Raw genomic sequence first — 26,037 nt, 5'->3', positions numbered from 1 at the left:
TTCACTTTTTGGAGGTTATATGCACGCTTATTTGCTCGCAGCAGGGCAGTCCCGACGTTTGTGGCCACTAGGCCAAAATCAATCCTGTTTAACTCTTCCCGTTGCAGGTTTCCCTTTACTCTATTGGTGGCTAAGTTCCCTGAACGCCCTAAAGGTGTCTCGAGTCTCTATTGGTACAACTCATCACAACCAAGTAAGGGCAGCTCTGAGCCTGCTACTCAAAACCCACCCTCAACTTAAAAACTTAGCTATCGATATTGTTGATATATCTAAAAGCAAAGGACCTGCAGACACCTTACAACAGCTTATTAATGGTGTGCCTCCCCACTCTTCTAGGAGCTTGGTGTTGTTTGCTGACCAGTATCTCGATATTGCTGACCTATCCCAACTGCATCAACAAAAACACGATGCGTGCCTATTCCGGTCATTAAGAGAAGAGGAGTGTTCCGATCGCCTCTGTTTCGATCTTAATCACCCCTTTGATTTTCTTTACCACCCGAGAAGAATTGGCTACAACCACGAGCTATGTGCTCTGTTAACAAATGAACCTCTGAGCGCCATTTTCTCCTGTGGGTTGGCCAGTATAGAACCGCATATTCAATGTGGCATGATTCCAAGTGATGAATACTACCTAGAGCCGTCTTTATACCAAAACGCAAACATCGACAAAATAGCGCATCTTCAATGCCAGCAACCATCGTTTAATGTTGATTACCCTTGGGATCTAATGGCAATCAATCAACATCTCGCCACTCAACGTTGCCAGCTTCTCAAACAACATCACATTCCCCAAAGTAGTTCTGTGTCACCACTTGCCTATATTGATGGTTTTGTGAGCTTAGGGGAAAATAGCCATATCGGTGCAGGGGTGTATATTTTGGGAAATGTCATCATTGGCAATAACACCACCATACAGCAAGGTGCGATTTTAGAGGGCAATAACATCGTTGGCGATAATTGTGAGATCAAGCAACATTGCAAAGTTAATGCTCACAGCATTGTCGGTGATCGCAGCAAAATCGCTCACTGTGCTGAGCTCAATGGCCTGTTATTTGGCAATAACTACCTCAATCATCAATGTGTCGTTAATGGTATTTTAGGGCAATCGACTGATATTGGCGCTGGAACCGTGTTTGGTGATTTACGATTTGATGATGCGAAAGTCCAGCACAACATCAAAGGAAAACGCATCACTCCCCACCAATTTGGGCAGTTTGTCTATATTGGTGATCATTGCCGCACTGGAGTCAACGCTAGCCTTATGCCCGGCACCAAAGTGGGATATGAATCGATTATTGGTGCTAGTTGCTGTGTACAAGGTGACGTCGATAACGGTCAACTGGTTCAAACTCAGCCATCATTGACCTACCAAATTTGGAATCATGAGCGCTACGGCCAATAACAAAAAAATAGGAGAGCAAGATGTTTGAATACTACAGCCAACTTTCTGAAATTTTGGATAATGTTGTTAACACTAACCACCAGCAAATTAACAAAGCCAGTCAGTTATTTGCCAACGCCATCATTGAAGACAATATGATCCAGGTTCTAGGCACCGGACATTCGCACATGGTAGGACTAGAAGGCTTTATTCGCGCTGGCGGGCTTGGCAATATCAACGCGATCCTCGATTCGAATGTGCTCACCAGTGACGGAGCCTTACGCGGTTCCGCATTAGAAAAGCTTCCAGGGCTCGCAGATATTCTTTGGGATGACCAGAAAATCTCACCCAATGATGTCATTGTGGTTGTGTCCAACTCTGGTCGCAATGCGCTACCGGTCGAGTTTGCACTCAGAGCAAAACGTGAAGGGCACTGTGTCATCGCCATCACTTCCCTTACCCACTCTTCAGAGTTTAAAAGCCGACACCATTCAGGGCAGAAGCTAATGGATATCGCTGATATTGTTTTGGATAACCTAGCTCCGACAGGTGACGGCGCCATAGAAATCAATCAACGTCCTACAGGAGGAATTTCGACCATTTCTGGCATGATGCTGATGCACATACTGTGTACCGAAGCCCAGAAGATAGCGCTTGAAAAAGGCACCACACCATTGATTTTTTCGAGTCAAAATGCCGACGGCTTTAACAATGATGACGTCTATAAACACTTTCATGGACGACTAAAATGCCAATAACTCAGTTATTGAGAAGTTTTTACACAAGTTTTATTTAAGTTAACTTTCCGATGTAAGGGATATTTCTTATAGTTCATAGTGACTGTAAGGAGTTGTTAATGGACAAAAAACACGTATATTTCTTTGATGCGATGCGCTGTGTAGCGGCGCTCGCGGTAATCATCATTCATGCCTTGGGACCTTACCGTCATGAATTAGGACAAATTCCGATGGGAGAATGGGTGACGGCCATTACCTTCAATGGATTTAGTCGCTGGGCCGTTCCTGTGTTTATTCTAATTACCGGTGCGCTGATGCTTCATGATAAGCGTCCGTTCGATCTGAAATACTATTTGTCACGCCGACTGGGAAAAGTACTCATCCCATTTTTGGTTTGGTCACTGTTTTACGCTTATCTATCGGGCTGGACGGTCGAAGGCTTTAATGGCAGTACAGTAAAAGACGTATTAGCAGAAAGCTACCACCACCAAACCTATTACCACCTTGGGTTCTTCTACTACTTTATCCCTTTATACGCTGCCATTCCTTTCCTGCAACTGTTTGTTCGCAAGTTCGATGATGCGGCGCTTTATGCGTTCACCGGGCTTTGGCTACTGACTACTTTGCTGTTTTTAATGCGTATTGATGGGCCTTGGAGTGAGCAGTTCTGGTTGTACATGGGCTTATTGCCACTGGGCTATATTCTGTATCAAAAGCTGCCGGCGAGCCGTGGTGTGGTCATCACCTCTGCGATTCTTGGTGTAGGTGCGATGGCTCTGAGCAGCTATATGGTCGTGCAAGGCAGTATCGATGCTGAACGCTACTACGTCGGGCGCTGGTTCTCTTATAAGACACTCAACACGGTTTTAGCCGCAAGTATGATCTTTATCGTCTGTAAAGCTTATGCTGACAACCTCAAACCAAAGGTGAAAAAAGTAGTCAGTTTTATTAGTCAGTACAGCCTAGGCATCTACATTCTACATCCACTGTTTCTATGGCCGATGAATGAACTTGGACTGCACCATGGCCATCCAATTTACATGATCCCATTTTGGGTATTGGTCAGTGGCAGTTTGGCGCTAGGCACCAGTTGGTTGTTGGCTCGCAGCCCTAAAACCCGCTGGCTGCTGCCATAGCGAGAAGCTATTTTCCTACACACACTACGTTAAGCAGGGTGTTACCTTTAAGCGGTGACACCTTGCCATTAGTAAATAGTCCTTTCTGACCATCTCCCCAATAAGGCATCTGCATTGGCCACTGGTTGTTCACCATGACCTTCGAGCTAACAAGCGCTTGCCACTCACTGTTACTTACTAAGTGCATATCGAGATCGCTGCATACCTTAATTGCGCTGTTATAACTTAACCGGTTCCACGCCTTATTGTGCTCCATATAAAACTGATGATCACCTCCGGACAAATAAGGGACGGCATAACGCTGACCATCGAGCTGCGTGGAAAGTCGAATCGACAAGGCAGAGGATTTGTTGGAAGGCAGAGCTGGAATAGTCGCGGCTTTTTTAACAGGTTTCGGCGTTGCCGATTGTGTTTGAGGAACGGGTTGTGTCAATGTTTTTTGGCCAGATTGGGGCATGCTGAAGGCAGCTTTTACCCCATTAGGGTTTGCCGACTTGGATGAGGAAGCCGGGGATGACGTCGCCGCCTTGCTGCTGCGCTCGACGACACGAATAAACGCGTCCTTGTAGCCCTCGATGCCTTTTACCTCAGCTAAGTCTTGTTTCGCTTTATTCACATCGGTGTAAGGTCCAATCAAGCAGCGGTAGCTGCTTTGCTGTGGAAGCATCCAAACATCGGTGGATATCTCAGAATAGAGTGGCATCGCTTGCTCAAGAGGCATGGGCATTTCGAGTATCCCGCACTGGATCCAATAAACCGCGTCTTGCGAAACAGGGATTTTGCTCCCCCAAACCCCATTACCAATGGGGCAGTTTTCCGCGAGTACAGGGAGTTGATTGGTAGATGTCTGACTGGCATCACACAAAGCATCATTAGCCGACACATTCGTTGCTACTACTGCGGACATGGCCAATAAGCCGAGCAGAACACGACCACGCTGTTGGCGTGATGATGCGCTCACCAATCCCTTTACTCTGCTAAAAGAGCTCATACCTATCCCCTGAACACTTCTTTGGAATTCGCGGCACAAATAAAAAGAGCCGCAATGATTTGCGACTCTTAGTGTAGTGAGGATTGGGTTTAAAAATCAATCACTCTCGATCACCCTTTGTAGATTTTCGGGTTAAATACATCACGCAGCCAGTCACCTAATAGGTTGATAACTAGAACCAAAGTGATAAGAACCAAGCCAGGGAAGGCAGTGATCCACCAAGCACCCGAGAAGATGTACTTAAAGCCGATGCTAATCAGCGCACCTAACGACGGTTGGTCTACAGGCAAACCCAGACCTAGGAACGACAGCGCTGCTTCCGACATAATTGCATTCGCAACCTGTACCGTTGAAATAACTAGGATTGGCGACAGACAGTTCGGAAGAATGTGACGGAACATGATACGTGGCGCTTTAAAGCCCATCACGCGTGCCGCTTCCACATACTCTTTCTTCTTCTCAGCCAGTACCGAAGCACGAATGGTACGTGCATACTGTGGCCATTCGGCAATACCGATGATCACCACCAGCATTAACACTGCATATTGACTAAAGAACTCACTACCAAAGCTCGCCTTAAAGATAGCAGAGACAATGATCGCGACCATCATGGTAGAGAACGACAGCTGAACATCCGCAAAGCGCATTAGGAAGCTATCAACACGGCCACCGAAGTAACCCGCTGATAAACCAATAACTGTACCGAGAAGTAGCTGAAGACCTACAGCCGCAAAGCCAATCGTTAGCGATAGACGAGAGCCGTAAAGAATCGTCGACAGAATATCACGACCTTGCTCATCCGTACCCAGCGGGAAGGTTGCGTCACCGTCTTCCATCCAAGATGGTGGCAGCTCGGCATCCATAATGTCGATAGTACTAAGATCATACGGGTTATGCGGTGCAATCAACGGCGAAGCTAACGACATCACTAGAATCACCATAAAGACCGTGAAACTCGTCATCGCAACCTTGTCGCGCTTGAAGTAATACAGAAAATCCGATTGTTTGAAACGCTCCCAACGTGAAGGAACGGCTTGTACTGCTTGTGTCATGGTTATGCTCCTTTACCTGTTAGGTTTACTGTTGGGTTAATCAAGCCGTATAGCAGGTCGACGATGGTGTTAGTCACAACGAAGATTAGACCTACAAAGATAACGTACGCGGTGATAAGCGGCGTATCTACGCGGTTGATTGCCTCTAGGAAAAGGAAGCCTGTACCAGGCCACTGGAATACGGTTTCGGTTAGGATGGTATACGCCACCATAGTACCGATTTGTACACCACCTACTGTTAGTACAGGTAGCATGGTGTTCTTAAGTGCATGCTGGTAGTAGATCTTATGCAGCGCCAGACCTTTTGCCTTACCAAACTTGATGTACTCAGAACTCAACACTTCCAACATCTCTGCGCGCACTAGACGAATAAACAGCGGCAACATAATGGAAGCCAGTGCGATACACGGCAGCACCAAGTGCGCCAGACCATCAAGCGTTAGGAAGCCAGAGTCCCAACCAAACCAGTTTGCGGTCTCTCCTCGTCCGTACGACGGAAGCCAGCCCAGTTCGATAGAGAATACGTACATCAACATGATTGCCGTCAGGAATACAGGGATCGAAATACCGATGCTACTGCCTGCCATGATGACTTTCGTGAAGAAACTCTTCGGGTTAATTGCTGAATAAACCCCAAGAGGGATAGATAAACAGATTATGATTAACGTGGCACCCAATACCAGCTCTAATGTCGCCACTAGCTTGCTCGCAATCACTTCAACCGCAGGGCGCTTGAAGAAGTATGAGTTGCCTAAATCACCTTGTACCGCGTTACCAAGAAAACGCGCGTATTTCGTAATGAAGGGATCGTTGAGGCCCATTTCATCACGCATCGCTTGACGCTCTGCTTCTGAAACCGACTGACCTACAAGTTCACGCAACGGGTCGCCCAGGTTATCCTGAATGGCAAACGCCACCAAACTGATCACAAACATCACTATCAGTGCCTGAAACAGGCGCTTGACCAGAAACGAAAACATTCCTTGCCCCTTATGTATCCATTACATTAAAAATTCGTTCAGCCTAAAAAACGCGCTCTGCTCGCTGAACAAAGCAGAGCGCGATTATCTGTCGCTTACTCAGCGAGAGAGTGCCGCTTACTTAACGACTAGGTCACCAAAGTATGGGAAGTTCATGCCGTTGATGATTGGGCCAATCTCAACGTTAGACTTCGCTGCCCATGATGGATCTTGCCAGTGTAGAGGAACAAACGCCGCTTCATCGTATAGCGTTGCTTCTACTTGCTTAAGCATCGCGCTACGCTTCGCTAGGTCTGTCTCAGAGTTAGATGCAGAAACGATCTTGTCCACTTCTGGGTTAGAGTAGTGACCACAGTTGTACTGACCACGACCCGTAGTTTCATCACGAGTCATCGTTAGGAACTCTGTGAAGTTCGCTGAATCTTCTGTATCTGGGTGCCAGCCGATCATCATCATGTCTGCTGCACACTTATCAAACTCTGGCCAGTATTGCGCTTTAGGCATTGTCTTCAGATCAACCTTGATGCCGATCTTAGATAGCATTGCTGCCGCAGCTTGAGCAATCTTGTCATCGTTCACGTAACGGTTGTTTGGCGCCATCATAGATAGCGTAAAGCCGTTCTCGTAGCCCGCTTCCTTCATTAGCTCTTTCGCTTTCTTCAGGTCGTAGCGTGGAGTTAGCTCTTCATTGTAACCCGCGTAACCAACGGGGCTTTGCTGACCAGCAGGTGTCGCAGCACCTTTCATGATCTTCTTAGCAATACCTTCGTTGTTGATTGCGTGAACGATAGCTTGACGAACGCGAACGTCTTTCAGCGCTTCGTTGCTGTTTTGGTTCATTTGGAACGTGATGACACGCGTACCAGGCATAGTGTATAGGTTGATGTTGCTCGCGCTATCCACTCGCTTGTAGTCGTTTGGCGCTACTGGAGCAATCATGTCTACGTCGCCAGAAAGAAGAGCAGCTACACGCGTTGCAGCTTCTTTGATAGGTACTAGTGTTAAGTTATCAACGTTACCTTTTGATGCGGTATCCCAGTAGTTAGGGTTACGCTCAAACTCAACCTTGATGCCTTGCTCACGTGATTTAACCGTGAATGGGCCAGTACCAGAAACGTTAGTAGAAGCAAAAGAGTTACCGTGCTTAACGATTTCGCCTTTGTCTTTACCGTCTTCTGTTGTGCCAGAGTAGAACTTGCTGTCCATTGGGAAGATGTACGTTGCCACGTTCTCAACTAGCGGGTAAGTACCGTCAGTCTTGATTTCGATGGTGTAGTCGTCAACTTTAGTCAGTGATACTAGCGGCGCAAAGATACCTTTGAAGTCAGCAGACTTCTTAAGGCGCGCAAATGTCCATACTACGTCGTCAGCTGTTAGCTCGTTACCAGAGTGGAACTTAACGCCTTTACGTAGGTTGAAACGCATAGTTTCGTTGTCGACACGCTCCCAAGATTCAGCCAAACGTGGCTCAAATTCCATGTCTTGGTTAAAACGTACTAGTGGGTCAAATACCATGTGTGAAAGCTGCATCACACCGCCAGATAGCTGCTCTTGTGGATCAAGCGTTACTGGGTCAGCGTCGTATGCTACGGTGATGTTTGCTGCTGCAGCGCTAAAGCTTAGGCCAGCTGCCATCAAAGCCACTGCTAATTTACTTTTCATGGTTTTCATTGTGCATAACTCCTTCATGCGGGGATCCGGATCCCTTTTTGTTGTGTTTGCTTCTGCTTATATTTCCGATTAGGAACTTATTTGGCTTACGCCGTTTTTACTACGTCTTCTCTTAAACCTGTAAACTCAGGCATCAAGGAAATCAGTTGCTTGCTGTATTCGTGTTGTGGGTCGGTAAACAATTGCTCGGTTGGTGCCACTTCCAGTAGCGTACCCATTTGCATTACACCCACTCGATCACACATCTGACGGATAACCGGCAAATCGTGACTGATGAACAGCATGGTGAGGTTCAGCTCTTGCTGAAGATCTTTAAGTAGGTTCAAAATCTGCGCCTGAACCGATACATCAAGCGCTGATGTTGGCTCATCACAAATCAATAGACGTGGACGCGTTGCCAGTGCGCGCGCGATAGAGATACGCTGACGCTGACCACCAGAGAACTCGTGTGGATACTTCACACCCGCCATCTTGCCAAGACCCACGTGCTCAAGCAGATCTTCAACAATCTGTTTAGTTTCTGACTCGTTAGCGGTCAGTTTGTGGAAACGAATTGGCTCAGCAATGATGTCGTAGATCTTCATCCGCGGGTTCATTGAGGTGTATGGGTTTTGGAACACCATCTGCATCTGACGACGCATCGGACGACGCTCTTTCTCCGACTTAAGCGAAGTTAAGTCGATACCCTCAAAGGTCACCTTTCCTGAGTTTGGTGCGTAAAGACCTGCAATAACACGAGCAATGGTCGATTTACCCGAACCCGATTCACCTACTAGGCCAAATGTCTCGCCTTCATGAACCTCAAAGCTCACGTTGTTCGACGCCTGAACGTACTCACGACGACTTTCGAACAAAGAATCTTTGGTCACAAAGCGTAGGTTGACGTTCTCAACGTTAAGGAGTGGGCCTGTGTAGTTTCGGTGATCTTGGCTTTGACCTAACCAGTGGTTTTTCACATCAAGCGGCTCCATTTCGTGAGCTTCTTCGATGTAGCTAACCAGTGGGAAGCGATCCAGTTTCATGTCTGAGCGCGGAACCGCTGAAATAAGGCTACGAGTATATGGATGATCGGGGTCGCCCAGTACTTTTTTCGTAGCACCAAACTCAACCAAGTCACCACGGTACATAACCGCAACACGGTCAGTCACGTTAGACACTACGCCCATATCGTGCGTCACTAGCATACAACCGACATTGTTCTTAACGCACAGCTCACGAATCAAACCTAAGATTTGGTCCTGAATTGATACATCTAGTGCGGTGGTTGGCTCATCAGCAATGATTAGGTCAGGTTCACCCGCTAACGCGATAGCGATAACAACACGTTGGCGCATACCACCAGAGAACTGGTGCGGATATTGTTTAAGACGGTTTTCTGGTTGTGGAATACCCACTTGCTTCATTAGGTTGAGAGAGCGCTCATAGGCCTGCGCATCCGTCACCTTCATATTGGCGTGGATGGTCTCTTTTAATTGTTGCTCAACCGTGAAGAGTGGATTAAGTGAGGTCATTGGGTCTTGGAAAATAAACCCGATTTTTGAGCCACGAACTTTTCGCATCTGTTCAGGAGATAGACCGGAGATTTTCTCTCCATCCAGGAACACTTCGCCACCAGCGATCGTTCCTGGAGGTGATAGCAAATCGATCACCGCATTACCTACGGTTGATTTACCTGCACCAGACTCACCCACAACACCAACTATTTCGCCGCGTTCAATATTGAACGACAAATTTTTAACCGCGGCATGTACCCCATGGCGAGATGGGTATTCGATACGAAGATCTTTAACTTCTAATAATGACATTACCAGACCTCTACTGCTTTGGCAGTTTTCTGCCCCTGTCTGAAAAATTGAATCCATTCTTAGACAGCATTTTCTGCTGACTAATTACAAGTGCATCAATTTGGCAAATCTTTCACAGAAAAGCAACAAAAATAGGATAAAAATTCGATTTCAAGCAAATCTAAAGCAGTATAAATAAATATTTATGCACATTAACTACATATAGCAATGGTAAGACCTATTAAAAAACTTGATGTGGCACCAATAAAACCCACTATAAAACGATCATAAATCGCTACACATCACGATATTAACCATACTAATAACTAACCCACCGCGAATAGTTATTCCACAATCACTTTAACACTATGGAAACATAAGTTTTGTAACAAAGTCATTTGCAGAACTAAAGTCTAGATCTTAATCACACTTCCTAGCCTAAATGCTCAGATTTTAAAAGTTAGCAACATTTTCCCCTACGTTAAATTGCAACATAGCCAGTACTATCATTATGAACAAAACTCTAGCTTTTACAGCAAATGCAGAGCGAAGCACCATTTCTTATCTTACAAGAATCGTAGAAATGTTATTCAGCCTACTGCAAGAGGCACATCAGGCTATTTATAGAAAGAAAAAGTGCTAAGAAGAGTGAGTTTTCGCGTTTCAATAACAGCAATCATATGAAACTAAACTGGCGAAAGGCATGAAATCGAGCTCATTAGCGCCCCCGAGCTCACTCACCTACGCTACCTCAAGAGTTTTCCAACCACCAACCTCGCCTTTGGACAAGGCCTTGAATGGTGGTCGGTGAAGAGGGATTCGATTGGTTCGACACTCGACGACTGGGCTTCCATAGGACTGGCCACCCAGCCCCCGACTCGTATGGGTTCTTCCCAAAACCTGCAAACCACATACGAAAAAAGCCTCGTCTTTCGACGAGGCTTTCGAATGGTGGTCGGTGAAGAGGGATTCGAACCCCCGACCCTCTGGTCCCAAACCAGATGCGCTACCAAGCTGCGCTATTCACCGACGATGTTTTATTACGACTAAAATCGTAAAGGGAAGCAAATGCTACCAAAATTAATGGGGTGGCTAACGAGATTCGAACTCGCGACCACCGGAATCACAATCCAGGGCTCTACCAACTGAGCTATAGCCACCACAAATTTTGTTTTGTTACCGTAACAACGATAACTGAAATAGTGGTCGGTGAAGAGGGATTCGAACCCCCGACCCTCTGGTCCCAAACCAGATGCGCTACCAAGCTGCGCTATTCACCGACGATGTTCTTTTCAGAACGATTTCGTTTCGATTAAATCAAAACTGGAGACAAATGTCACCGAAATAATGGGGTGGCTAACGAGATTCGAACTCGCGACCACCGGAATCACAATCCAGGGCTCTACCAACTGAGCTATAGCCACCATTATGTTTTGCCAATATTATTTCCGGATGGCACGCCCGAAAGGATTCGAACCTTCGACCTTTGGCTCCGGAGGCCAACGCTCTATCCAGCTGAGCTACGGGCGCATGCCCTATCGGCGGATGGGAATAATACGGATATCACACTATGTCGTAAAGTACTTTTTCAACTTTTTTTCTCGTTTGTTGTCTTTTTCAGCACTTTGGTACAGAAAATAGTAGCTTGACGATGTGATTCACCCCGTGAAGCTGAAAACTTGTGGTTTATTGCAACAAGTTAACAGGATATAATCACCCAATGTTTACATTGATTTAACAGCCGTTAGATCAGCAAGCAGAATAAAATCGTATAAATGAATAGCAAGCACCGACTTGCTACCTTGTTGGATAGTAAAGTGAGTTTAATGGATATGTCTCGTCGAATCTTAACTGTGTTGGTCGCTGCACTAACTTTTTCTACTGCCTCTTTTGCAGCGGATGTGAGCCAAGAAGAATATGACGCTATCGCAGAGCGTATTAAACCTGTTGGTGGTGTTTACTTAGCCGGCAGCGAGCCAGTTGCTGCAGAGCCGACTGGTCCACGCGATGGTGCTACGGTTTACAACACCTTCTGTACTGCTTGTCACTCAATTGGTGTGAGTGGTGCACCGAAAACCGGTGACGCGGGTGATTGGGCTCCGCGTATTGCACAAGGCAAAGACGTGTTAGCGGATCACGCGATCAACGGCTTTAACGCAATGCCAGCAAAAGGCTCTTGTATGGATTGTTCGGATCAAGAAATCATCGATGCTATCGAGCACATGATTGCTGGTCTGTAATTCAGAAAAAGCACTCTATATAAAGAAGGGGCTCACTGGTTAGTGAGCCCCTTCTTTATATAGAGTGCAAATTGTCGTTACTTCTTATTGAACATCGCGCGAATATTGGCGATATGCGCTTGGCCTTTTTGCATCCGCTCTTCTGCAGAGACTGGCTTTTTAGATTGCTCCCAGTCGACATCATCAAATGGGAGTTCATCAAGGAAGCGACTATGCTCGGGCTTGATGAGTTCGCCAAACTGACGGCGCTCTTTACAGATAGTAAATGTCAGCTCTTTTTGTGCTCGCGTGATACCCACGTACATCAGGCGGCGTTCTTCTTCGACATTGTCTTCATCAATACTGGTTTGATGAGGCAAAATCCCCTCTTCTGAGCCAATCAAATAGACATAAGGGAATTCCAAGCCCTTGGAAGCATGCAGTGTCATAAGTTGAACGGCGTCGCTGTCATCTTCTTCTTCACCACGCTCCATCATGTCACGCAGAGTAAGACGCTGAACCACTTCTTTCAGTGTCTTCTCTTCTTTATCGTAATTGTCACCCTCTAGGTCTGCGACAATCCAAGAATAGAGATCAGACACGTTCTTCATACGCATTTCTGCTGCTTTTGCGCTTGATGAAGTCTCGTAGAGCCAGTCTTCGTAATTAATATCACGAACTAGGGCACGAACAGCTTCTACTGTGTTTCCACGCTCGGCATTGTCGCCAATGGTTACGATCCATTGGGTAAAGCGACGCAGGTTCTCAAGACCTCGGCCAGTGAGGTGCTGCTCTAGCCCTAACTCAAAACTGGCTTCGAACAAACTCTTGCCACGCATATTGGCGTAGCTACCCAGCTTCTCTAACGTCGCCGGTCCAATTTCTCGGCGCGGCGTATTAACGATACGCAAGAATGCATTGTCATCATCCGGGTTCACCAACACACGTAGGTAAGCCATGATGTCTTTGATTTCCGCACGAGCAAAAAACGAGGTGCCACCAGAAATCTTATAAGGCACTCGGTTTTGCATCAGCGCCTTTTCAATCAAACGCGATTGATGGTTACCTCTATATAAGACGGCATAATCACGATAGTCGGTGCGATTAACAAAGCGGTGTGCAATGAGTTCGCCAGTGACGCGCTCTGCCTCATGCTCTTCATTCTTGGCTTTCAGTACCTTGAGCTTTTCACCATCAGGGATCTCTGAGAATAGAGACTTCTCAAATACGTGTGGGTTATTGGCAATCAAGATATTCGCGGCGCGCAGAATTCGGCTTGTGGAGCGATAGTTCTGCTCGAGCATCACAGCTTTAAGGTTTGGGAAATCCTTATTAAGAAGTACCAAATTCTGAGGCTTAGCACCACGCCATGAGTAGATCGACTGGTCGTCATCACCTACCACGGTAAAGCGAGCCCGTTCGCCAACAAGCAATTTAACCAGCTCATACTGACTGGTGTTGGTGTCTTGGTATTCGTCCACCAGCAAATACTGTATACGTTTTTGCCAGCGCTCGCGCACCTCTTGATTGGTTTTAAGTAGGATCACCGGTAACGCAATCAGATCATCAAAATCGAGCGCGTTGTAAGCTTTCATCTGGATTTGGTACATCTCAAAACAATAAGCAAAGAGCTGCTCTTGCTCAGATCGCGCGCTGCCTTTGACCTGCGCTGGAGTGAGCATGTCGTTTTTCCAGTTTGAAATAGAGCTAAGTAGTGAGCGAAGTAGATCTTTATCGCCATCAAGCTGCTTTTCTGTCAGCTCTTTGAGCAAAGCCATCTGATCCTGATCGTCAAACAGAGAGAAGCCTGCTTTCAAGCCCAGCGCTTTGTACTCACGGCGAATAATATTCAGCCCCATGGTATGAAACGTCGACACCATCAAACCTTTAGATTCATGCTTTCCTAAGGTTTGCCCTACGCGCTCTTTCATTTCTCGCGCAGCTTTATTGGTAAACGTCACCGCAGCGATATTTCTCGCCTTATACCCACAGTTTTGTACTAGGTAGGCTATCTTATTAGTAATCACGCGGGTTTTGCCTGACCCTGCGCCGGCAAGAACCAGACATGGACCAGAGACGTATTTAACCGCCATATCTTGCTGCGGATTTAGCTTCATTGAAGTGCTCACTAGTGAAGTTTTGTAACGCGCACATAATAGACTGCGAATGCAGACAATGCCATGTCCCGTAGATTTTTTTAACCTTTACAAAAGAAGGTTAAAAAATAAGTTGCACAAATATGCCCAGATTGTTTTATAATGAATGAACGTTCATTCACTAATAAGCGGATGGCTAATGATGGCAATCAATACCAACGACAAACGACTGCAAATCCTAGAAGCGGCGCAAAAAATGGTCGCCGAAGTTGGGATACAGGGTGTGTCGATGCAAAAACTCGCCAATAAGGCAGGTGTCGCAGCTGGCACAATTTATCGTTACTTCGATGATAAGGACCATCTTTTGGAAGAGCTGCGACAGTTTGTTGTTTCGCGCATGGCAGATGCCGTGCAAGAAGGCGTAGATGCGGATAAACCGCTCAAGGAGCAGTATCGCACCATGTGGCTCAACATATGGCGCATAGCAGCGTCCAATATCGACTCGTTAAAGACTCGCGTTCAATACGATTCGATTCCTTCAAAAAATAGTTATGAAGCTCGGGAACAGGAACGAAAAATGTTTGCCCAAGTGGATAACCTATTCACAGAAGGAAAGAAACAAGGGATTTTCAAAAATCTCGATAATGAAATTCTGTCTGGACTAAGCTTAGAAGCAAGCATATCACTTGCTCGCAAGCATGCTCTAGGCCTATATCAACTGGATGAAAACGCGCTGGAATCGGCGATAGAAGCCAGTTGGGACGCAATTATAAAACACTAATGTGGAGTTCTCGTTAGAATGAAAAAGTGGACATTTTTCATGCTACTTATCGCAATACTGCTGTTCGGCAGTGTGATAGGTTTCAACCTGTTCAAGCAACAGAAAATTGCTGAGTATTTAGCTAACCGCCCGGAGCCTGAGTTTCCAGTCACCGTGACCACCGTTAAACCTGTGGATTGGGTACCAGTTATCGAAGCCATCGGTTTCGTAGAACCTAACCAAGGCGTGACACTGACTTCAGAAACCAGCGGCGTGATCAGCAATATCTCGTTTGCATCGGGCTCAATGGTTGAAAAAGATCAACTTCTTGTATCTCTGGATTCAGACGTAGAAAAAGCCAACCTCAAGAGTTCACAAGCACGCCTGCCAGCAGCAAAAGCCAAATACGAACGTTATCAAGGCCTGTACAAAAAAGGCTCGATTTCTCGTGAAGCGTACGATGATGCTGGAGCTAACTACTTCTCACTATCTGCGGATATCGAAAGCTTGAAAGCTCAGATCGACCGCCGTGAGATCAAAGCGCCGTTTTCTGGTGTGGTTGGTATCCGTAACGTATTCCTTGGTCAATATCTACAACCAAGTGATGACATCGTTCGTCTTGAAGACACTAGCCTAATGAAGCTGCGCTTCACGGTTCCTCAAACCGATTTCTCGCGCATTTCTATTGGTCAGGATGTCGACATCTTTGTTGATGCGTATCCAAACCAACCATTTAAAGGTTCTATCTCTGCCATTGAACCTGCTGTTAGCATCCAAAGCGGTCTAATCCAAGTTCAAGCGGATATTCCAAATAACGATGGCAAACTGCGTAGCGGCATGTTCGCTCGTGCGAACATCATTCTGCCTAAGCTAGAGAATCAAGTAACGCTACCGCAAACCGCAATCACGTTTACGTTATACGGCGACAACGTGTATGTCGTAACGGACGTTGATGGCGAGAAGCGCGTTAAGCAGCAAGTCGTAAAAGTTGGTGAACGTACTGGCGACATCGCACACATTCTTGAAGGTGTGAGCCCAGACGATGTCATCGTGACCTCTGGTCAAGTACGTCTAAGTAACGACGTGAAAGTTAAGGTAGTGGAAAGCAACGCGACGGTTCCACCTGCTGAGACACCGATGCTGTAACTGGAGGCAAAATGCGTTTTACTGATATTTTCATAAAACGTCCTGTTCTTGCGGTATCGATCAGCTTTTTGATTGCTTTGCTTGGTTTACAAGCAGTATTCAAGATGCAGGTTCGTGAATACCCAGAAATGACGAATACGGTTGTGACCGTCACAACCAGCTACTATGGCGCGAGTGCCGACTTGGTTCAGGGCTTTATTACTCAGCCCTTAGAACAGGCGGTGGCACAAGCCGACAACATCGACTACATGACATCGCAATCGGTGCTTGGTAAGTCAACTATTACGGTAAACATGAAGCTCAATACGGATCCGAATGCGGCGCTGTCAGATATTCTGGCAAAGACCAACTCGGTTCGCTCTCAGCTTCCTAAAGAATCTGAAGACCCTACGGTAACTATGTCGACGGGTTCGACAACCGCGGTACTTTATATCGGCTTTACCAGTGATGAGTTGGCGTCGAGTCAAATCACTGACTACCTAGAGCGTGTAATCAACCCGCAGCTATTTACCGTTAACGGCGTATCGAAAGTGGATATGTACGGTGGTATGAAATACGCACTACGCGTATGGCTAGACCCACTGAAAATGGCCGCACTCAAGATGACGGCAGCGGACGTGATGAACGTTCTGAATGCTAACAACTATCAGTCTGCAACGGGTCAAGCAACAGGTGAGTTCGTTCTGTATAACGGCAGTGCCGATACTCAGGTATCGAACACCGAAGAGCTAAAGAATCTAGTTGTAAGCTCAAGTGACGGCCAAGTAATTCGCTTAGGTGATATCGCGAAAGTGACGCTTGAAAAGAGTCATGATGTATACCGCGCAAGTGCGAACGGCCAAGAAGCCGTAGTAGCAGCGATCAATGCGGCACCGAGTGCTAACCCGATCAACATTGCAGCCGATGTGCTTGAACTTCTTCCTCAGCTTGAGAAGAACCTACCAAGTAACATCAAAATGAACGTGATGTATGACTCGACAGTTGCGATCAACGAATCGATTCAAGAGGTTATCAAAACCATCCTTGAAGCGGCATTAATCGTACTTGTGGTTATCACTCTGTTCTTGGGTTCATTCCGTGCAGTACTGATCCCTATCGTTACTATTCCGCTATCCCTAATTGGTGTAGCAATGGTGATGCAGGCGATTGGCTTCTCATGGAACCTGATGACGCTACTGGCGATGGTATTGGCTATCGGTCTGGTAGTAGATGATGCGATCGTTGTACTTGAAAACGTTGACCGTCACATCAAACTGGGTGAATCACCGTTCCGTGCAGCCATCATTGGTACGCGTGAAATTGCGGTACCGGTTATCGCGATGACACTAACTCTAGGTGCGGTATATGCACCGATTGCTTTGATGGGTGGTATCACGGGCTCACTGTTTAAAGAGTTTGCTCTGACGCTCGCGGGTTCGGTATTTGTCTCCGGTATCATCGCATTGACGTTGTCGCCAATGATGTGTTCCAAGCTACTTAAAGCCAACGAGACACCAAACCGTTTCGAGGAAAAAGTGCATCATGTTCTTGACCGCATGACGGCTCGCTACGAGAAAATGCTCACAGCAGTGATGCAGCACCGTCCGGTTATTATCGGCTTTGCGATCATCGTGTTTGCCTCTCTCCCTATGCTGTTCAAGTTCATTCCAAGTGAACTGGCACCATCGGAAGATAAAGGTGTAGTGATGTTGATGGGTACGGGTCCGTCGAATGCGAACCTAGACTATCTACAAAACACTATGAATGATGTGAACAAAATCCTGAGCGACCAACCTGAAGTGGCGTTTGCACAGGTGTTTACTGGTGTTCCTAACTCAAACCAAGCGTTTGGTATTGCGTCTATGGTGCCATGGAGTCAGCGTGAAGCGAGCCAAGCAGAAGTTGCCAACCGTGTAGGTGGTCTGGTTGCAGATGTACCGGGAATGGCAGTAACAGCATTCCAGATGCCGGAACTTCCAGGTGCAGGTTCAGGTCTGCCTATCCAGTTTGTTATCACGACACCAAACAGCTTTGAAAGCTTGTTTACCATCGCGACCGACATCTGGGGAGATGTGCAGAAGAATGCTCAGTTTGTGTATTCGACCCTAGATCTGAACTACGACTCAGCAACGATGAAGATCAATATCGATAAAGACATGGCTGGCGCTTATGGTGTAACCATGCAGGATATCGGTATTACTCTAGGTACTATGATGGCCGATGGTTACGTAAACCGTATCGACCTCAATGGCCGTTCATACGAGGTTATCCCACAAGTTGAGCGTAAGTATCGTCTAAATCCAGAGTCTATGAACATGTACTTTGTTCGCTCTGATGATGGTCAAGCTATTCCACTTGGTAGCTTAATTAGCATTGATGTAGTCGCTGAGCCTCGCTCGCTACCGCACTTCAACCAGCTAAACTCTGCAACCGTTGGAGCTGTTCCGTCACCAGGCGTAGCGATGGGTGATGCGATTGCTTGGTTTGAGTCAACGGCAGAAACCAAACTACCAAGCGGCTATAACCATGACTATATGGGTGAAGCACGCCAGTATGTGACCGAAGGTAGCGCACTGTACGCAACATTTGGTTTGGCGCTGGCAATCATCTTCTTAGTACTGGCTATCCAGTTTGAGTCGATTAAAGACCCATTCGTTATCATGGTCTCGGTACCGCTAGCGATTTGTGGCGCCTTGATTGCTCTAGCTTGGGGCGCAGCGACTATGAACATCTACTCGCAGGTTGGTTTGATTACCCTAGTTGGTCTGATTACCAAGCACGGTATCCTTATCTGTGAGGTTGCGAAAGAAGAGCAGCTTCTGCATAAGAAGAGCAAGATGGAAGCGGTCATGGAAGCGGCGAAAGTACGTCTTCGCCCAATCCTAATGACAACGGCGGCGATGATCGCAGGTCTTATCCCACTGATGTACGCATCAGGTGCGGGTGCAGCTCAGCGCTTTAGTATCGGTATCGTAATCGTTGCTGGTCTGGCGATTGGTACGCTGTTTACGCTGTTTGTACTGCCAGTTATCTACACTTACTTGGCAGAGCGTCATAAGCCACTACCTGTGTTTGTCGAAGACAAAGACTTAGAGAAAATTGCTCGAGTTGACGAAGCTTCAGCTGCATGCAAAGAGAATCGCGTATAAACAGTTAATGTGATTCTACGTTGTGAGTTAAAAACAGCGTTACTTAGAAAAAGGCCACATTGTGGCCTTTTTTATTACGCTAAATAACGACATTGCCCAGTGGATTACATAGAATAGTGGGATTACTTAAGGAGTTACCAGACATGTTTGACCCAAAGAAACTTGAACAGATTGCTAAGCAGATTCACGACTCTATGCCACAACCCGTGAAAGAGCTTGGTGCGGATGTTGATCAGAAAGTACGTCAAGTGATTCAAGGCCAATTGAATAAGCTTGATGTGGTTAGCCGTGAGGAGTTTGACGTGCAAACTCAAGTACTGCTTCGTACTCGTCAAAAGCTAACAGAAATGGAGCAAAAGCTTGCTGAGCTAGAACAAAAGCTAGCCGACAAGTAACCATTGGTTCGCTGCCATCCGAGCATTAGGCTCGAATGACACAGACAAAAGAAAGGGGCTACCGATTGGTAGCCCCTTTTACTATGTTGTGTTTACTTTTATCTAATTTTGGGTCGGCTTAGCCGCCTACAGCGATGCGCTTCATGTCTGTCATGTAGCCACGTAGCTCTTCACCGATGTACTCAACAGGGTGGTTGCGGATAACGTCGTTTACTTCGATTAGTTTGCCGTTATCTACTTGGTTAGATGTCTCACCTAGACCTTTACCGATTACGTCAGTACCTACTGATGGCATGAACTTCTCACGAAGCAATGGTGTTGCTACGTTCGCGAATAGGTAGTTACCGTATTCTGCTGTGTCAGAGATTACAACGTTCATTTCGTATAGGCGCTTACGTGCAATCGTGTTTGCAATCAATGGTAGCTCATGTAGAGACTCGTAGTATGCAGACTCATCAATGATGCCTGATGCTGTCATTGCTTCGAATGCTAGCTCAACACCCGCACGAACCATAGCCACCATTAAGATACCGTTGTCGAAGTACTCTTGCTCAGAAATTTCTACATCAGAAGATGGGTAGTTTTCAAATGCTGTTTCAGCCGTCTCTGCGCGCCAGCCTAGAAGGTTCACGTCGTCATTTGCCCAGTCAGCCATCATAGTGCTAGAGAACTCACCTTGGATAATGTCATCCATGTGCTTGTTGTAAAGCGGACGCATTAGGTCTTTTAGCTCTTCAGATAGGTCAAACGCTTTCACTTTCGCAGGGTTAGATAGACGATCCATCATGTGCGTGATGCCGCCGAATTTCAGTGCTTCTGTGATGGTTTCCCAACCGAACTGAAGTAGCTTACCTGCGTAGCTTGGGTCGATGCCGTCAGCAATCATCTTCTCGTAACATACGATTGAACCTGCTTGTAGCATGCCACAAAGAATCGTTTGCTCACCCATTAGGTCAGACTTAACTTCAGCAACGAATGAAGACTCTAGAACACCGGCACGGTGGCCACCTGTTGCTGCTGCCCATGCTTTCGCAATTTCAAGGCCATCACCTTGAGGATCGTTCTCTGGGTGAACTGCGATAAGAGTCGGAACACCAAAGCCACGCTTGTATTCTTCACGAACCTCAGTCCCTGGACACTTAGGTGCAACCATTACAACCGTTAGGTCTTTACGGATTTGCATACCTTCTTCAACGATGTTGAAGCCGTGAGAGTAACCTAGCGATGCGCCTTCTTTCATTAGCGGCATTACCGTCTCTACCACGTTAGTGTGCTGTTTGTCCGGAGTTAGGTTAACCACTAGGTCAGCTTGAGGGATTAGGTCTTCATAGCTACCAACAACGAAGCCGTTGTCTTTCGCATTTTTGAACGATTGACGCTGCTCATCGATCGCTGCCTGACGAAGTGCGTACGACACGTCTAGACCAGAATCGCGCATGTTCAAGCCTTGGTTTAGGCCTTGCGCACCACAACCAACAATGACTACTTTCTTACCTTTTAGGTAATCCGCTTCTGAAACAAATTCAGAGCGATCCATAAAACGACAACGACCTAGTTGGTCTAATTGCTCACGCAAGTTAAGAGTATTGAAATAGTTAGCCATAGTCGGGCTCTCCTGTTGAATTCTGTCCGTAGTGTCGATGCTTATCATCGAATGACTTCATACTAAAACAGAGTCCCAATTGCTTAAAGTGATATATTCACAATTTGTTATTGCAATTAATGCAACTACCGATATCTTTAGTGTTATGAATATTAAAAGTCTTCAAGCTTTTATCCATCTTTGTGAGAGTAAAAGCTTCAGTAAAACCGCGACAGCGATGCATGTTAGTGCGTCTGCTCTGAGTCGCCAGATTCAAAAGCTAGAGCAAGACACCCATCAAAGCCTCTTCTTGCGTGATAACCGCTCGGTAGAGTTGACGCCAGCGGGCAAGAAATTACTGCCTATCGCCGTCAACATCGTGAGCGAGTGGCAGCAGTTTCAATCTGACAGCCAACATGGAGAGCAGGAACTTCGCGGCAAGTTACGACTTTTTTGTTCCGTAACCGCAAGTTACAGCCACCTGCCCGAACTATTGGCAGAGTTTAGGCTACTCTATCCCTACATCGAGTTTGAGCTCTCAACAGGCGATCCCGCGCAAGCAATAGAGAAGGTTATGAATGATGAGACCGATATTGCTATCTCCGCTTTGCCCGAGCTGCTTCCTGCAAGGTTGGAATTTGAGACCATCAGTGAGATCCCTCTATCTGTCATCGCGCCAGCAGGGGTCAGCAGCTTTGGCTCTGAACTTGCTGATGGCATGCCAGACTGGAATAAGATCCCGTTTATAGTCCCAGAAGCGGGTACCGCTCGCGAAAGAGCCAATCTATGGTTTAAAAAAATGCGCATTAAGCCCAACATCTATGCACAGGTATCGGGTCATGAAGCCATTGTTAGTATGGTGGCACTGGGGTGTGGCGTGGGCATTGCACCAGAGGTCGTTATCGTCAACAGTCCGGTTCGGGACAAGATCCAGCGTCTAAAACTGGAGCCTATCAAACCCTTCAAGTTAGGGGTGGTATGTAAACGCTCAAACCTCGATAACCCACTGCTGTCCGCATTTTGGAAAGTCGCTGAGAAGGTCTATATTCAACCTTAATAAGGCTCCACGAGATGACACGGTTGGGATACTTTATTACCCAAGTTATCGATACTATATGGTTAGTTTTCTGCTCAATAGGCTCATTGTCTTATGCTCACATTCAAAAAAACGGTTCTCGCCTGTACATCCATAATGCTATTTGGTTGTGCGTCTGCTCCAGACAGTGTGCCCTTGTCTAAGAAGGACTATTGCACAGAACTCCTCAACAAAGAGCGATTACCGCTATCTCACTATACTCAGCCTTTCGAGACTGAAATGGATAGCAGCACAGGTGTTTATGTCTTGGAGCAAGGGACAGAAGCGATGATGTCTCGGGCTTGGTTGACCGATCGAGCAGAGACTTCCATTGATATTCAATACTTTATCTTCTCAGTCGATAACGTCGGTTTAATTGCCACTGACTATCTTGTCAGAGCAGCTGAACGTGGTGTTACAGTTCGAGTACTAGTGGATGACATCATGCTCGATGCTAAGGGAGATGAGCTACTCATGTTGGCTGCTCATGACAACTTCGAGATAAAGATATACAACCCTAACGCCAATATTGGCAAAAACATTGTGCAGAAAATGACGACGGTTTTAACCGATTTCCACGGCATCAACCAACGTATGCACAACAAGGTCTTTTTAGTCGATGATCAAGTGGCCATTACTGGGGGCAGAAATATCGCTGACGAATACTTCGGCTTCGACCACGAGTATAACTTCCGTGACAGAGATGTGTTTCTCGCAGGCAAAGCGGTTGAAGAGATCGATACATCCTTTGAGCTGTACTGGAGTAGTCCGCTCAGTGTATCTGTAGAAGATCTCTTTAAATCCAATCCCTATGGCAGCAACCCCGACTTTTCGCGATTACATTCCTATGCCTGTAACCCAAAACATTTCCATCCTGAGATAAGGGCTGAGATAGATAAAGTGCCAGAGACCTTTCAGGCATTGTCTAAAGAAGGCAAGTTCTTGTTTGTTGATAACGTTGAATACATCGCAGATGAGCCTGGAAAGAACGATCGTCAGACCTTTTTAGCTGGGGGCAGCATCACTCGCGACAAGCTGATTGCTCTTGCTGAGAGCGCGCAAGCATCGATCATGATCCAAACACCCTATCTGGTGACAACTAAAAAGGATCGTGAGTTTCTACGCGGTTTAGTTGAGAAGGGCATTTCAATAAAGATCCTAACCAATAGCCTAGCTTCCAATGATAACTTAGCTGCATTTAGCGGCTACCAGAGAAACCGGAAGCAGCTACTAGCGACTGGTGTAGAGGTTTATGAGTTTAAACCCGATGCAGAGGTTAGGCAGAGAGTAATGACCGATCACATGTACAAGAAACTTCCAACGACACCCATCTTTGGTCTCCATGCTAAAACCATGACGATTGACGATGCCATTACCGTTATTGGTACCTACAATCTTGACCCACGTAGCGCCCATTTGAACACAGAGAGCTTTGCTATTATCCACTCACCAAAGATCACTGAGCATGTATCAGCTGCTATGAAAGTGGAAATGGAGCCTGAAAACGCGTGGAGGATAACAACAGACTTTAATCCAGATAAAGAAGTTAGCGTCTCTAAAAGGGTCGGAGTGAAACTGCACCGCATCGTGCCTAAGAACATTCTCTAACTCTGTATCGCTGTTCAGCAATAAACAGCAATCGAGTAGGAGGAGGCCTCACGGCCTCCGTCCTCTCACACCACCGTACAAGCGTGGGTCGCATACGGCGGTTCCGAATATACTTTTAGTGATTCGTACCCATCTCGCAATGAGTACAACCCCAACTCCTCGAGCCATTTTATTGACATAGCGTGATTCACTTGCGGCGTGAAGGCCAAGCACCACCAACCTTTGTCTGACATCGCTAGCTTCCACGCATTGCGCTCCGTTACACCTTGTTGCTGTAACCATGTCGCTATGCCGTATCTGCGTTTGCGTTGCTTAAGTCGGTAGCATCTTAACCGTCGCCGTATCCATTTGTCCAAGTCCTGCATCGTACTCTTCCGCATGGCAAGCTTGAAGTAGTGTTGCCAACCTCTTAGGTACTGAGTTAACTCAGTGATTACCACCTCTAACTTTCGACCTCGGTTTCGCTTCGTTATTTGCCGCACTCGCTTCTTCAGTTGAGTTTGCGCTGGCTTCGATATATGGATGACTCCATCTATCCCGAAGCGGTGGCTTAGGTAACTTCGCTCTGTCACTCTTGTCGCTGCACTTTTCTCTCGGTTTACCGTGAGTTTCAGTCTCTGCTCCAAGAACTCCGTTATCGATTCTTTAACCCGATGAGCGGCTTCCTCACTACGAACATAGATTTGACAGTCGTCTGCATATCGACAGAACTTATGCCCTCTACGCTCTAGCTCTTTGTCCAGTTCATCTAATACGATATTGGAGAGTAACGGAGATAGTGGACCACCCTGTGGTGTCCCTCGTTGTCTCTGTTCAACTAACCCGTTTCGCATTATGCCTGCCTGTAGATATGACCTAATGAGCTTCAACACTCGTTTATCTGCGATAGCCTGTGACAATCTGTACATCAGTCTATCGTGATTGACGGTATCGAAGTATTTCGCTAGGTCTATATCCACCACATAACCTCGCCCCTCTCGGATGTAACGACTCGCAGCCGCTAGCGCATTATGGGCGCTGCGGTTTGGTCTAAATCCGTAACTACTATTGGAGAATATGGGCTCATAAATATCTGAAGTACCGAGGTGATTGCCTGTTGGACAACTCTATCGAGCACTGTTGGGATACCTAATTGCCTTACACCACCGCTAGGTTTGGGTATTTCTACACCGAGGACTGGCTGAGGTTGGTAGCTTCCATCCAGAAGACTCTGGCGAAGCTCTTGCCCGTTTGAAGCTTGTCGAAGTTTAAGGATGGTTGCATCAATATCGAGTTTGTCGACACCTGCACATCCCTTGTTCTTCTTCACTCTCCGTAGAGCTTGATTCAAGTTGGTTGAGGAACAGATTTGTTCCATCAACCCAGTTGAGGTCACCAAGACTCGTCCTCCTATCTACGCCGACCATGCTTGTCATTCTTCGTTTCCATGAGCTTTACTTGCGGTATCGCCCCTTGGGACGTAGAGATGATTTTCATCTTGCTATGACTCCACATGATTGAGTGTCTAGTGACTGCTTCTTGATATATTCAGTTCAGGCCTTCCCTTAAGTTGTACATTCTTAAGGTACTATGCCTTCTGCTGACTTCTTATTGTCCATCACACAACATCGCTGCTGCATTAGTCTCTATCGAGACAGACCATAAGATCTCCCGAGGTAAGACGCTGCTCTTTCCCTTGGCCGTGCCTGATTTATCACTACACACTTCCCGTCGAGGCATTGGGCTATTCTATCTATCGCTAGGTTGCCCAAGTTGTAGTGACCTACTATCAGATTTCTGTTCGTCACAACCAAGTTTTGCCATTTGCTTCCTTCAGATTTCACCTCACGGTGAACACCCTTGCATAGGCTAACGGTTCCCGCTCGACTGAGCCCGTAGAGGACTTTCACCTCCTAGATCAACGCCATGCTCGGCGCACGAAACAAAAAAGGCTCCGACCGAAGTCAGAGCCTTTAAATATGGCAGGGGTGGACTGGGCCGGCATTCCAGAGATTCGACCGGGCTGGCGACCCAGCTCCCAACACATTGCTTTGAAAAAGCAAAAACGAAAAAGGCTCCGACCTAAGTCAGAGCCTTTGAATATGGCAGGGGTGGAGAGATTCGAACTCCCAACACGCGGATTTGGAATCCGCTGCTCTGCCAATTGGAGCTACACCCCTAAAGTGTTATCTAATCTATGCTATTTAATGGCTTAAATCAACACGTTAGATTCAAAAAAGCCTCGTCGTTAGACGAGGCTTTTTAATAAGTGGCGGAGTGGACGGGACTCGAACCCGCGACCCCCGGCGTGACAGGC

17 protein-coding genes, 6 tRNA genes and 1 pseudogene are annotated in these 26,037 nt (G+C 46.7%); 10 read left to right on the top strand and 14 right to left on the bottom strand.

Translation table 11 applies throughout. The annotated features are described in order from the left end of the window. The first annotated feature begins 19 nt into the window (after positions 1-19). The 3 genes from ACJB0T_RS13130 to ACJB0T_RS13120 all read left to right on the top strand — a co-directional run bounded on the left by ACJB0T_RS13130 (position 20) and on the right by ACJB0T_RS13120 (position 3,254). Positions 20-1,402, top strand: a complete 1,383-nt coding sequence (locus tag ACJB0T_RS13130; protein ID WP_479294663.1) for an NTP transferase domain-containing protein — start codon at positions 20-22, stop codon at positions 1,400-1,402. Positions 1,403-1,422: 20 nt separating this feature from the next. Next, positions 1,423-2,139, top strand: a complete 717-nt coding sequence (locus ACJB0T_RS13125) for a sugar isomerase domain-containing protein (protein ID WP_479294662.1) — start codon at positions 1,423-1,425, stop codon at positions 2,137-2,139. A gap of 98 nt (positions 2,140-2,237) precedes the next feature. After that, positions 2,238-3,254, top strand: coding sequence for an acyltransferase (locus tag ACJB0T_RS13120; protein WP_479294661.1), 1,017 nt, complete (start codon positions 2,238-2,240; stop codon positions 3,252-3,254). Positions 3,255-3,261: 7 nt separating this feature from the next. Here the strand turns inward: ACJB0T_RS13120 and ACJB0T_RS13115 are convergent, their stop codons facing one another. From ACJB0T_RS13115 to ACJB0T_RS13070, 10 genes are all read right to left on the bottom strand, one after another. Next, positions 3,262-4,245, bottom strand: coding sequence for an SPOR domain-containing protein (locus tag ACJB0T_RS13115; RefSeq protein ID WP_479294660.1), 984 nt, complete (start codon positions 4,243-4,245; stop codon positions 3,262-3,264). 110 nt (positions 4,246-4,355) lie between these two features. Continuing rightward, complete coding sequence (locus tag ACJB0T_RS13110) at positions 4,356-5,297, bottom strand: ABC transporter permease (RefSeq protein ID WP_479294659.1); 942 nt, start codon at positions 5,295-5,297, stop codon at positions 4,356-4,358. Positions 5,298-5,299: 2 nt separating this feature from the next. Further along, on the bottom strand, positions 5,300-6,277 hold the full coding sequence (locus ACJB0T_RS13105; RefSeq protein WP_479294658.1) for an ABC transporter permease: 978 nt from the start codon (positions 6,275-6,277) through the stop codon (positions 5,300-5,302). A 117-nt stretch (positions 6,278-6,394) separates the two neighbouring features. Beyond that, positions 6,395-7,948 carry an ABC transporter substrate-binding protein gene (locus ACJB0T_RS13100; RefSeq protein ID WP_479294657.1) on the bottom strand — a complete coding sequence of 518 codons (1,554 nt, stop codon included), beginning with the start codon at positions 7,946-7,948 and terminating at the stop codon, positions 6,395-6,397. Positions 7,949-8,034: 86 nt separating this feature from the next. Beyond that, positions 8,035-9,753, bottom strand: a complete 1,719-nt coding sequence (locus ACJB0T_RS13095; RefSeq protein ID WP_479294656.1) for a dipeptide ABC transporter ATP-binding protein — start codon at positions 9,751-9,753, stop codon at positions 8,035-8,037. Between the two features lie 931 nt (positions 9,754-10,684). Continuing rightward, positions 10,685-10,761: transfer RNA gene (locus tag ACJB0T_RS13090), tRNA-Pro, on the bottom strand. A gap of 55 nt (positions 10,762-10,816) precedes the next feature. Next, a tRNA-His gene (locus ACJB0T_RS13085) sits at positions 10,817-10,892 on the bottom strand. A gap of 43 nt (positions 10,893-10,935) precedes the next feature. Continuing rightward, a tRNA-Pro gene (locus tag ACJB0T_RS13080) sits at positions 10,936-11,012 on the bottom strand. Between the two features lie 68 nt (positions 11,013-11,080). Beyond that, positions 11,081-11,156: transfer RNA gene (locus tag ACJB0T_RS13075), tRNA-His, on the bottom strand. A 29-nt stretch (positions 11,157-11,185) separates the two neighbouring features. Further along, positions 11,186-11,262, bottom strand: a tRNA-Arg gene (locus ACJB0T_RS13070). Between the two features lie 296 nt (positions 11,263-11,558). On the opposite strand from ACJB0T_RS13070, the gene ACJB0T_RS13065 reads away from it, so the two are divergent. Beyond that, positions 11,559-11,972 carry a c-type cytochrome gene (locus ACJB0T_RS13065; RefSeq protein ID WP_042501986.1) on the top strand — a complete coding sequence of 138 codons (414 nt, stop codon included), beginning with the start codon at positions 11,559-11,561 and terminating at the stop codon, positions 11,970-11,972. 77 nt (positions 11,973-12,049) lie between these two features. On the opposite strand, the gene rep is transcribed toward ACJB0T_RS13065, so the two are convergent. After that, the gene (rep, locus tag ACJB0T_RS13060) at positions 12,050-14,068 is read right to left on the bottom strand and encodes a DNA helicase Rep (protein WP_479294655.1); all 2,019 of its coding nucleotides are present in this window, start codon (positions 14,066-14,068) and stop codon (positions 12,050-12,052) included. Positions 14,069-14,249: 181 nt separating this feature from the next. Here rep and ACJB0T_RS13055 point away from each other — a divergent pair, with 181 nt between their 5' ends. From ACJB0T_RS13055 to ubiK, 4 genes are all read left to right on the top strand, one after another. Beyond that, entirely contained in the window at positions 14,250-14,828 is a 579-nt protein-coding gene (locus tag ACJB0T_RS13055) for a TetR/AcrR family transcriptional regulator (protein ID WP_479294707.1), read from the top strand. 18 nt (positions 14,829-14,846) lie between these two features. Further along, positions 14,847-15,953 (top strand): efflux RND transporter periplasmic adaptor subunit, encoded by a 1,107-nt coding sequence (locus ACJB0T_RS13050; RefSeq protein WP_479294654.1) that lies wholly within the window; start codon positions 14,847-14,849, stop codon positions 15,951-15,953. An 11-nt stretch (positions 15,954-15,964) separates the two neighbouring features. After that, positions 15,965-19,081, top strand: coding sequence for a multidrug efflux RND transporter permease subunit (locus tag ACJB0T_RS13045; RefSeq protein ID WP_479294652.1), 3,117 nt, complete (start codon positions 15,965-15,967; stop codon positions 19,079-19,081). 143 nt (positions 19,082-19,224) lie between these two features. Further along, positions 19,225-19,476: a ubiquinone biosynthesis accessory factor UbiK gene (gene ubiK, locus ACJB0T_RS13040; protein ID WP_042477776.1), complete on the top strand. Its 252-nt coding sequence runs from the start codon at positions 19,225-19,227 to the stop codon at positions 19,474-19,476. A 118-nt stretch (positions 19,477-19,594) separates the two neighbouring features. Here the strand turns inward: ubiK and ilvC are convergent, their stop codons facing one another. Continuing rightward, the gene (gene ilvC, locus ACJB0T_RS13035; RefSeq protein ID WP_479294650.1) at positions 19,595-21,079 is read right to left on the bottom strand and encodes a ketol-acid reductoisomerase; all 1,485 of its coding nucleotides are present in this window, start codon (positions 21,077-21,079) and stop codon (positions 19,595-19,597) included. A 145-nt stretch (positions 21,080-21,224) separates the two neighbouring features. Between ilvC and ilvY the strand changes: the two genes are divergently transcribed. Then, positions 21,225-22,115, top strand: coding sequence for an HTH-type transcriptional activator IlvY (gene ilvY, locus ACJB0T_RS13030; protein WP_479294648.1), 891 nt, complete (start codon positions 21,225-21,227; stop codon positions 22,113-22,115). A 93-nt stretch (positions 22,116-22,208) separates the two neighbouring features. Next, a complete protein-coding gene (locus ACJB0T_RS13025) occupies positions 22,209-23,741 on the top strand; it encodes a phospholipase D family protein (protein ID WP_479294647.1) in 1,533 nt (510 codons plus the stop codon). 65 nt (positions 23,742-23,806) lie between these two features. Here ACJB0T_RS13025 and ltrA read toward each other — a convergent pair. Both ltrA and ACJB0T_RS13015 read right to left on the bottom strand, forming a co-directional pair. Further along, positions 23,807-25,098 (bottom strand): annotated as a pseudogene (gene ltrA / locus ACJB0T_RS13020) (group II intron reverse transcriptase/maturase). Positions 25,099-25,823: 725 nt separating this feature from the next. Beyond that, positions 25,824-25,900 (bottom strand) — tRNA-Trp (locus ACJB0T_RS13015). Positions 25,901-26,037 lie beyond the last annotated feature (137 nt).

Source organism: Vibrio sp. CB1-5, from assembly GCF_059412285.1.
This window is presented reverse-complemented; position numbering and strand designations above follow the sequence as displayed.

Coding starts and splice junctions, on each gene's coding strand:
- ubiK (WP_042477776.1), top strand. CDS start 19,225: ATGTTTGACCCAAAGAAACTTGAACAGATTGCTAAGCAGATTCACGAC.
- ACJB0T_RS13050 (WP_479294654.1), top strand. CDS start 14,847: ATGAAAAAGTGGACATTTTTCATGCTACTTATCGCAATACTGCTGTTC.
- ACJB0T_RS13105 (WP_479294658.1), bottom strand. CDS start 6,277: ATGTTTTCGTTTCTGGTCAAGCGCCTGTTTCAGGCACTGATAGTGATG.
- ACJB0T_RS13095 (WP_479294656.1), bottom strand. CDS start 9,753: ATGTCATTATTAGAAGTTAAAGATCTTCGTATCGAATACCCATCTCGC.
- ilvC (WP_479294650.1), bottom strand. CDS start 21,079: ATGGCTAACTATTTCAATACTCTTAACTTGCGTGAGCAATTAGACCAA.
- ACJB0T_RS13120 (WP_479294661.1), top strand. CDS start 2,238: ATGGACAAAAAACACGTATATTTCTTTGATGCGATGCGCTGTGTAGCG.
- ilvY (WP_479294648.1), top strand. CDS start 21,225: ATGAATATTAAAAGTCTTCAAGCTTTTATCCATCTTTGTGAGAGTAAA.
- ACJB0T_RS13055 (WP_479294707.1), top strand. CDS start 14,250: ATGGCAATCAATACCAACGACAAACGACTGCAAATCCTAGAAGCGGCG.
- ACJB0T_RS13125 (WP_479294662.1), top strand. CDS start 1,423: ATGTTTGAATACTACAGCCAACTTTCTGAAATTTTGGATAATGTTGTT.
- ACJB0T_RS13110 (WP_479294659.1), bottom strand. CDS start 5,297: ATGACACAAGCAGTACAAGCCGTTCCTTCACGTTGGGAGCGTTTCAAA.
- ACJB0T_RS13045 (WP_479294652.1), top strand. CDS start 15,965: ATGCGTTTTACTGATATTTTCATAAAACGTCCTGTTCTTGCGGTATCG.
- ACJB0T_RS13115 (WP_479294660.1), bottom strand. CDS start 4,245: ATGAGCTCTTTTAGCAGAGTAAAGGGATTGGTGAGCGCATCATCACGC.
- ACJB0T_RS13100 (WP_479294657.1), bottom strand. CDS start 7,948: ATGAAAACCATGAAAAGTAAATTAGCAGTGGCTTTGATGGCAGCTGGC.
- ACJB0T_RS13130 (WP_479294663.1), top strand. CDS start 20: ATGCACGCTTATTTGCTCGCAGCAGGGCAGTCCCGACGTTTGTGGCCA.
- rep (WP_479294655.1), bottom strand. CDS start 14,068: ATGAAGCTAAATCCGCAGCAAGATATGGCGGTTAAATACGTCTCTGGT.
- ACJB0T_RS13025 (WP_479294647.1), top strand. CDS start 22,209: ATGCTCACATTCAAAAAAACGGTTCTCGCCTGTACATCCATAATGCTA.
- ACJB0T_RS13065 (WP_042501986.1), top strand. CDS start 11,559: ATGGATATGTCTCGTCGAATCTTAACTGTGTTGGTCGCTGCACTAACT.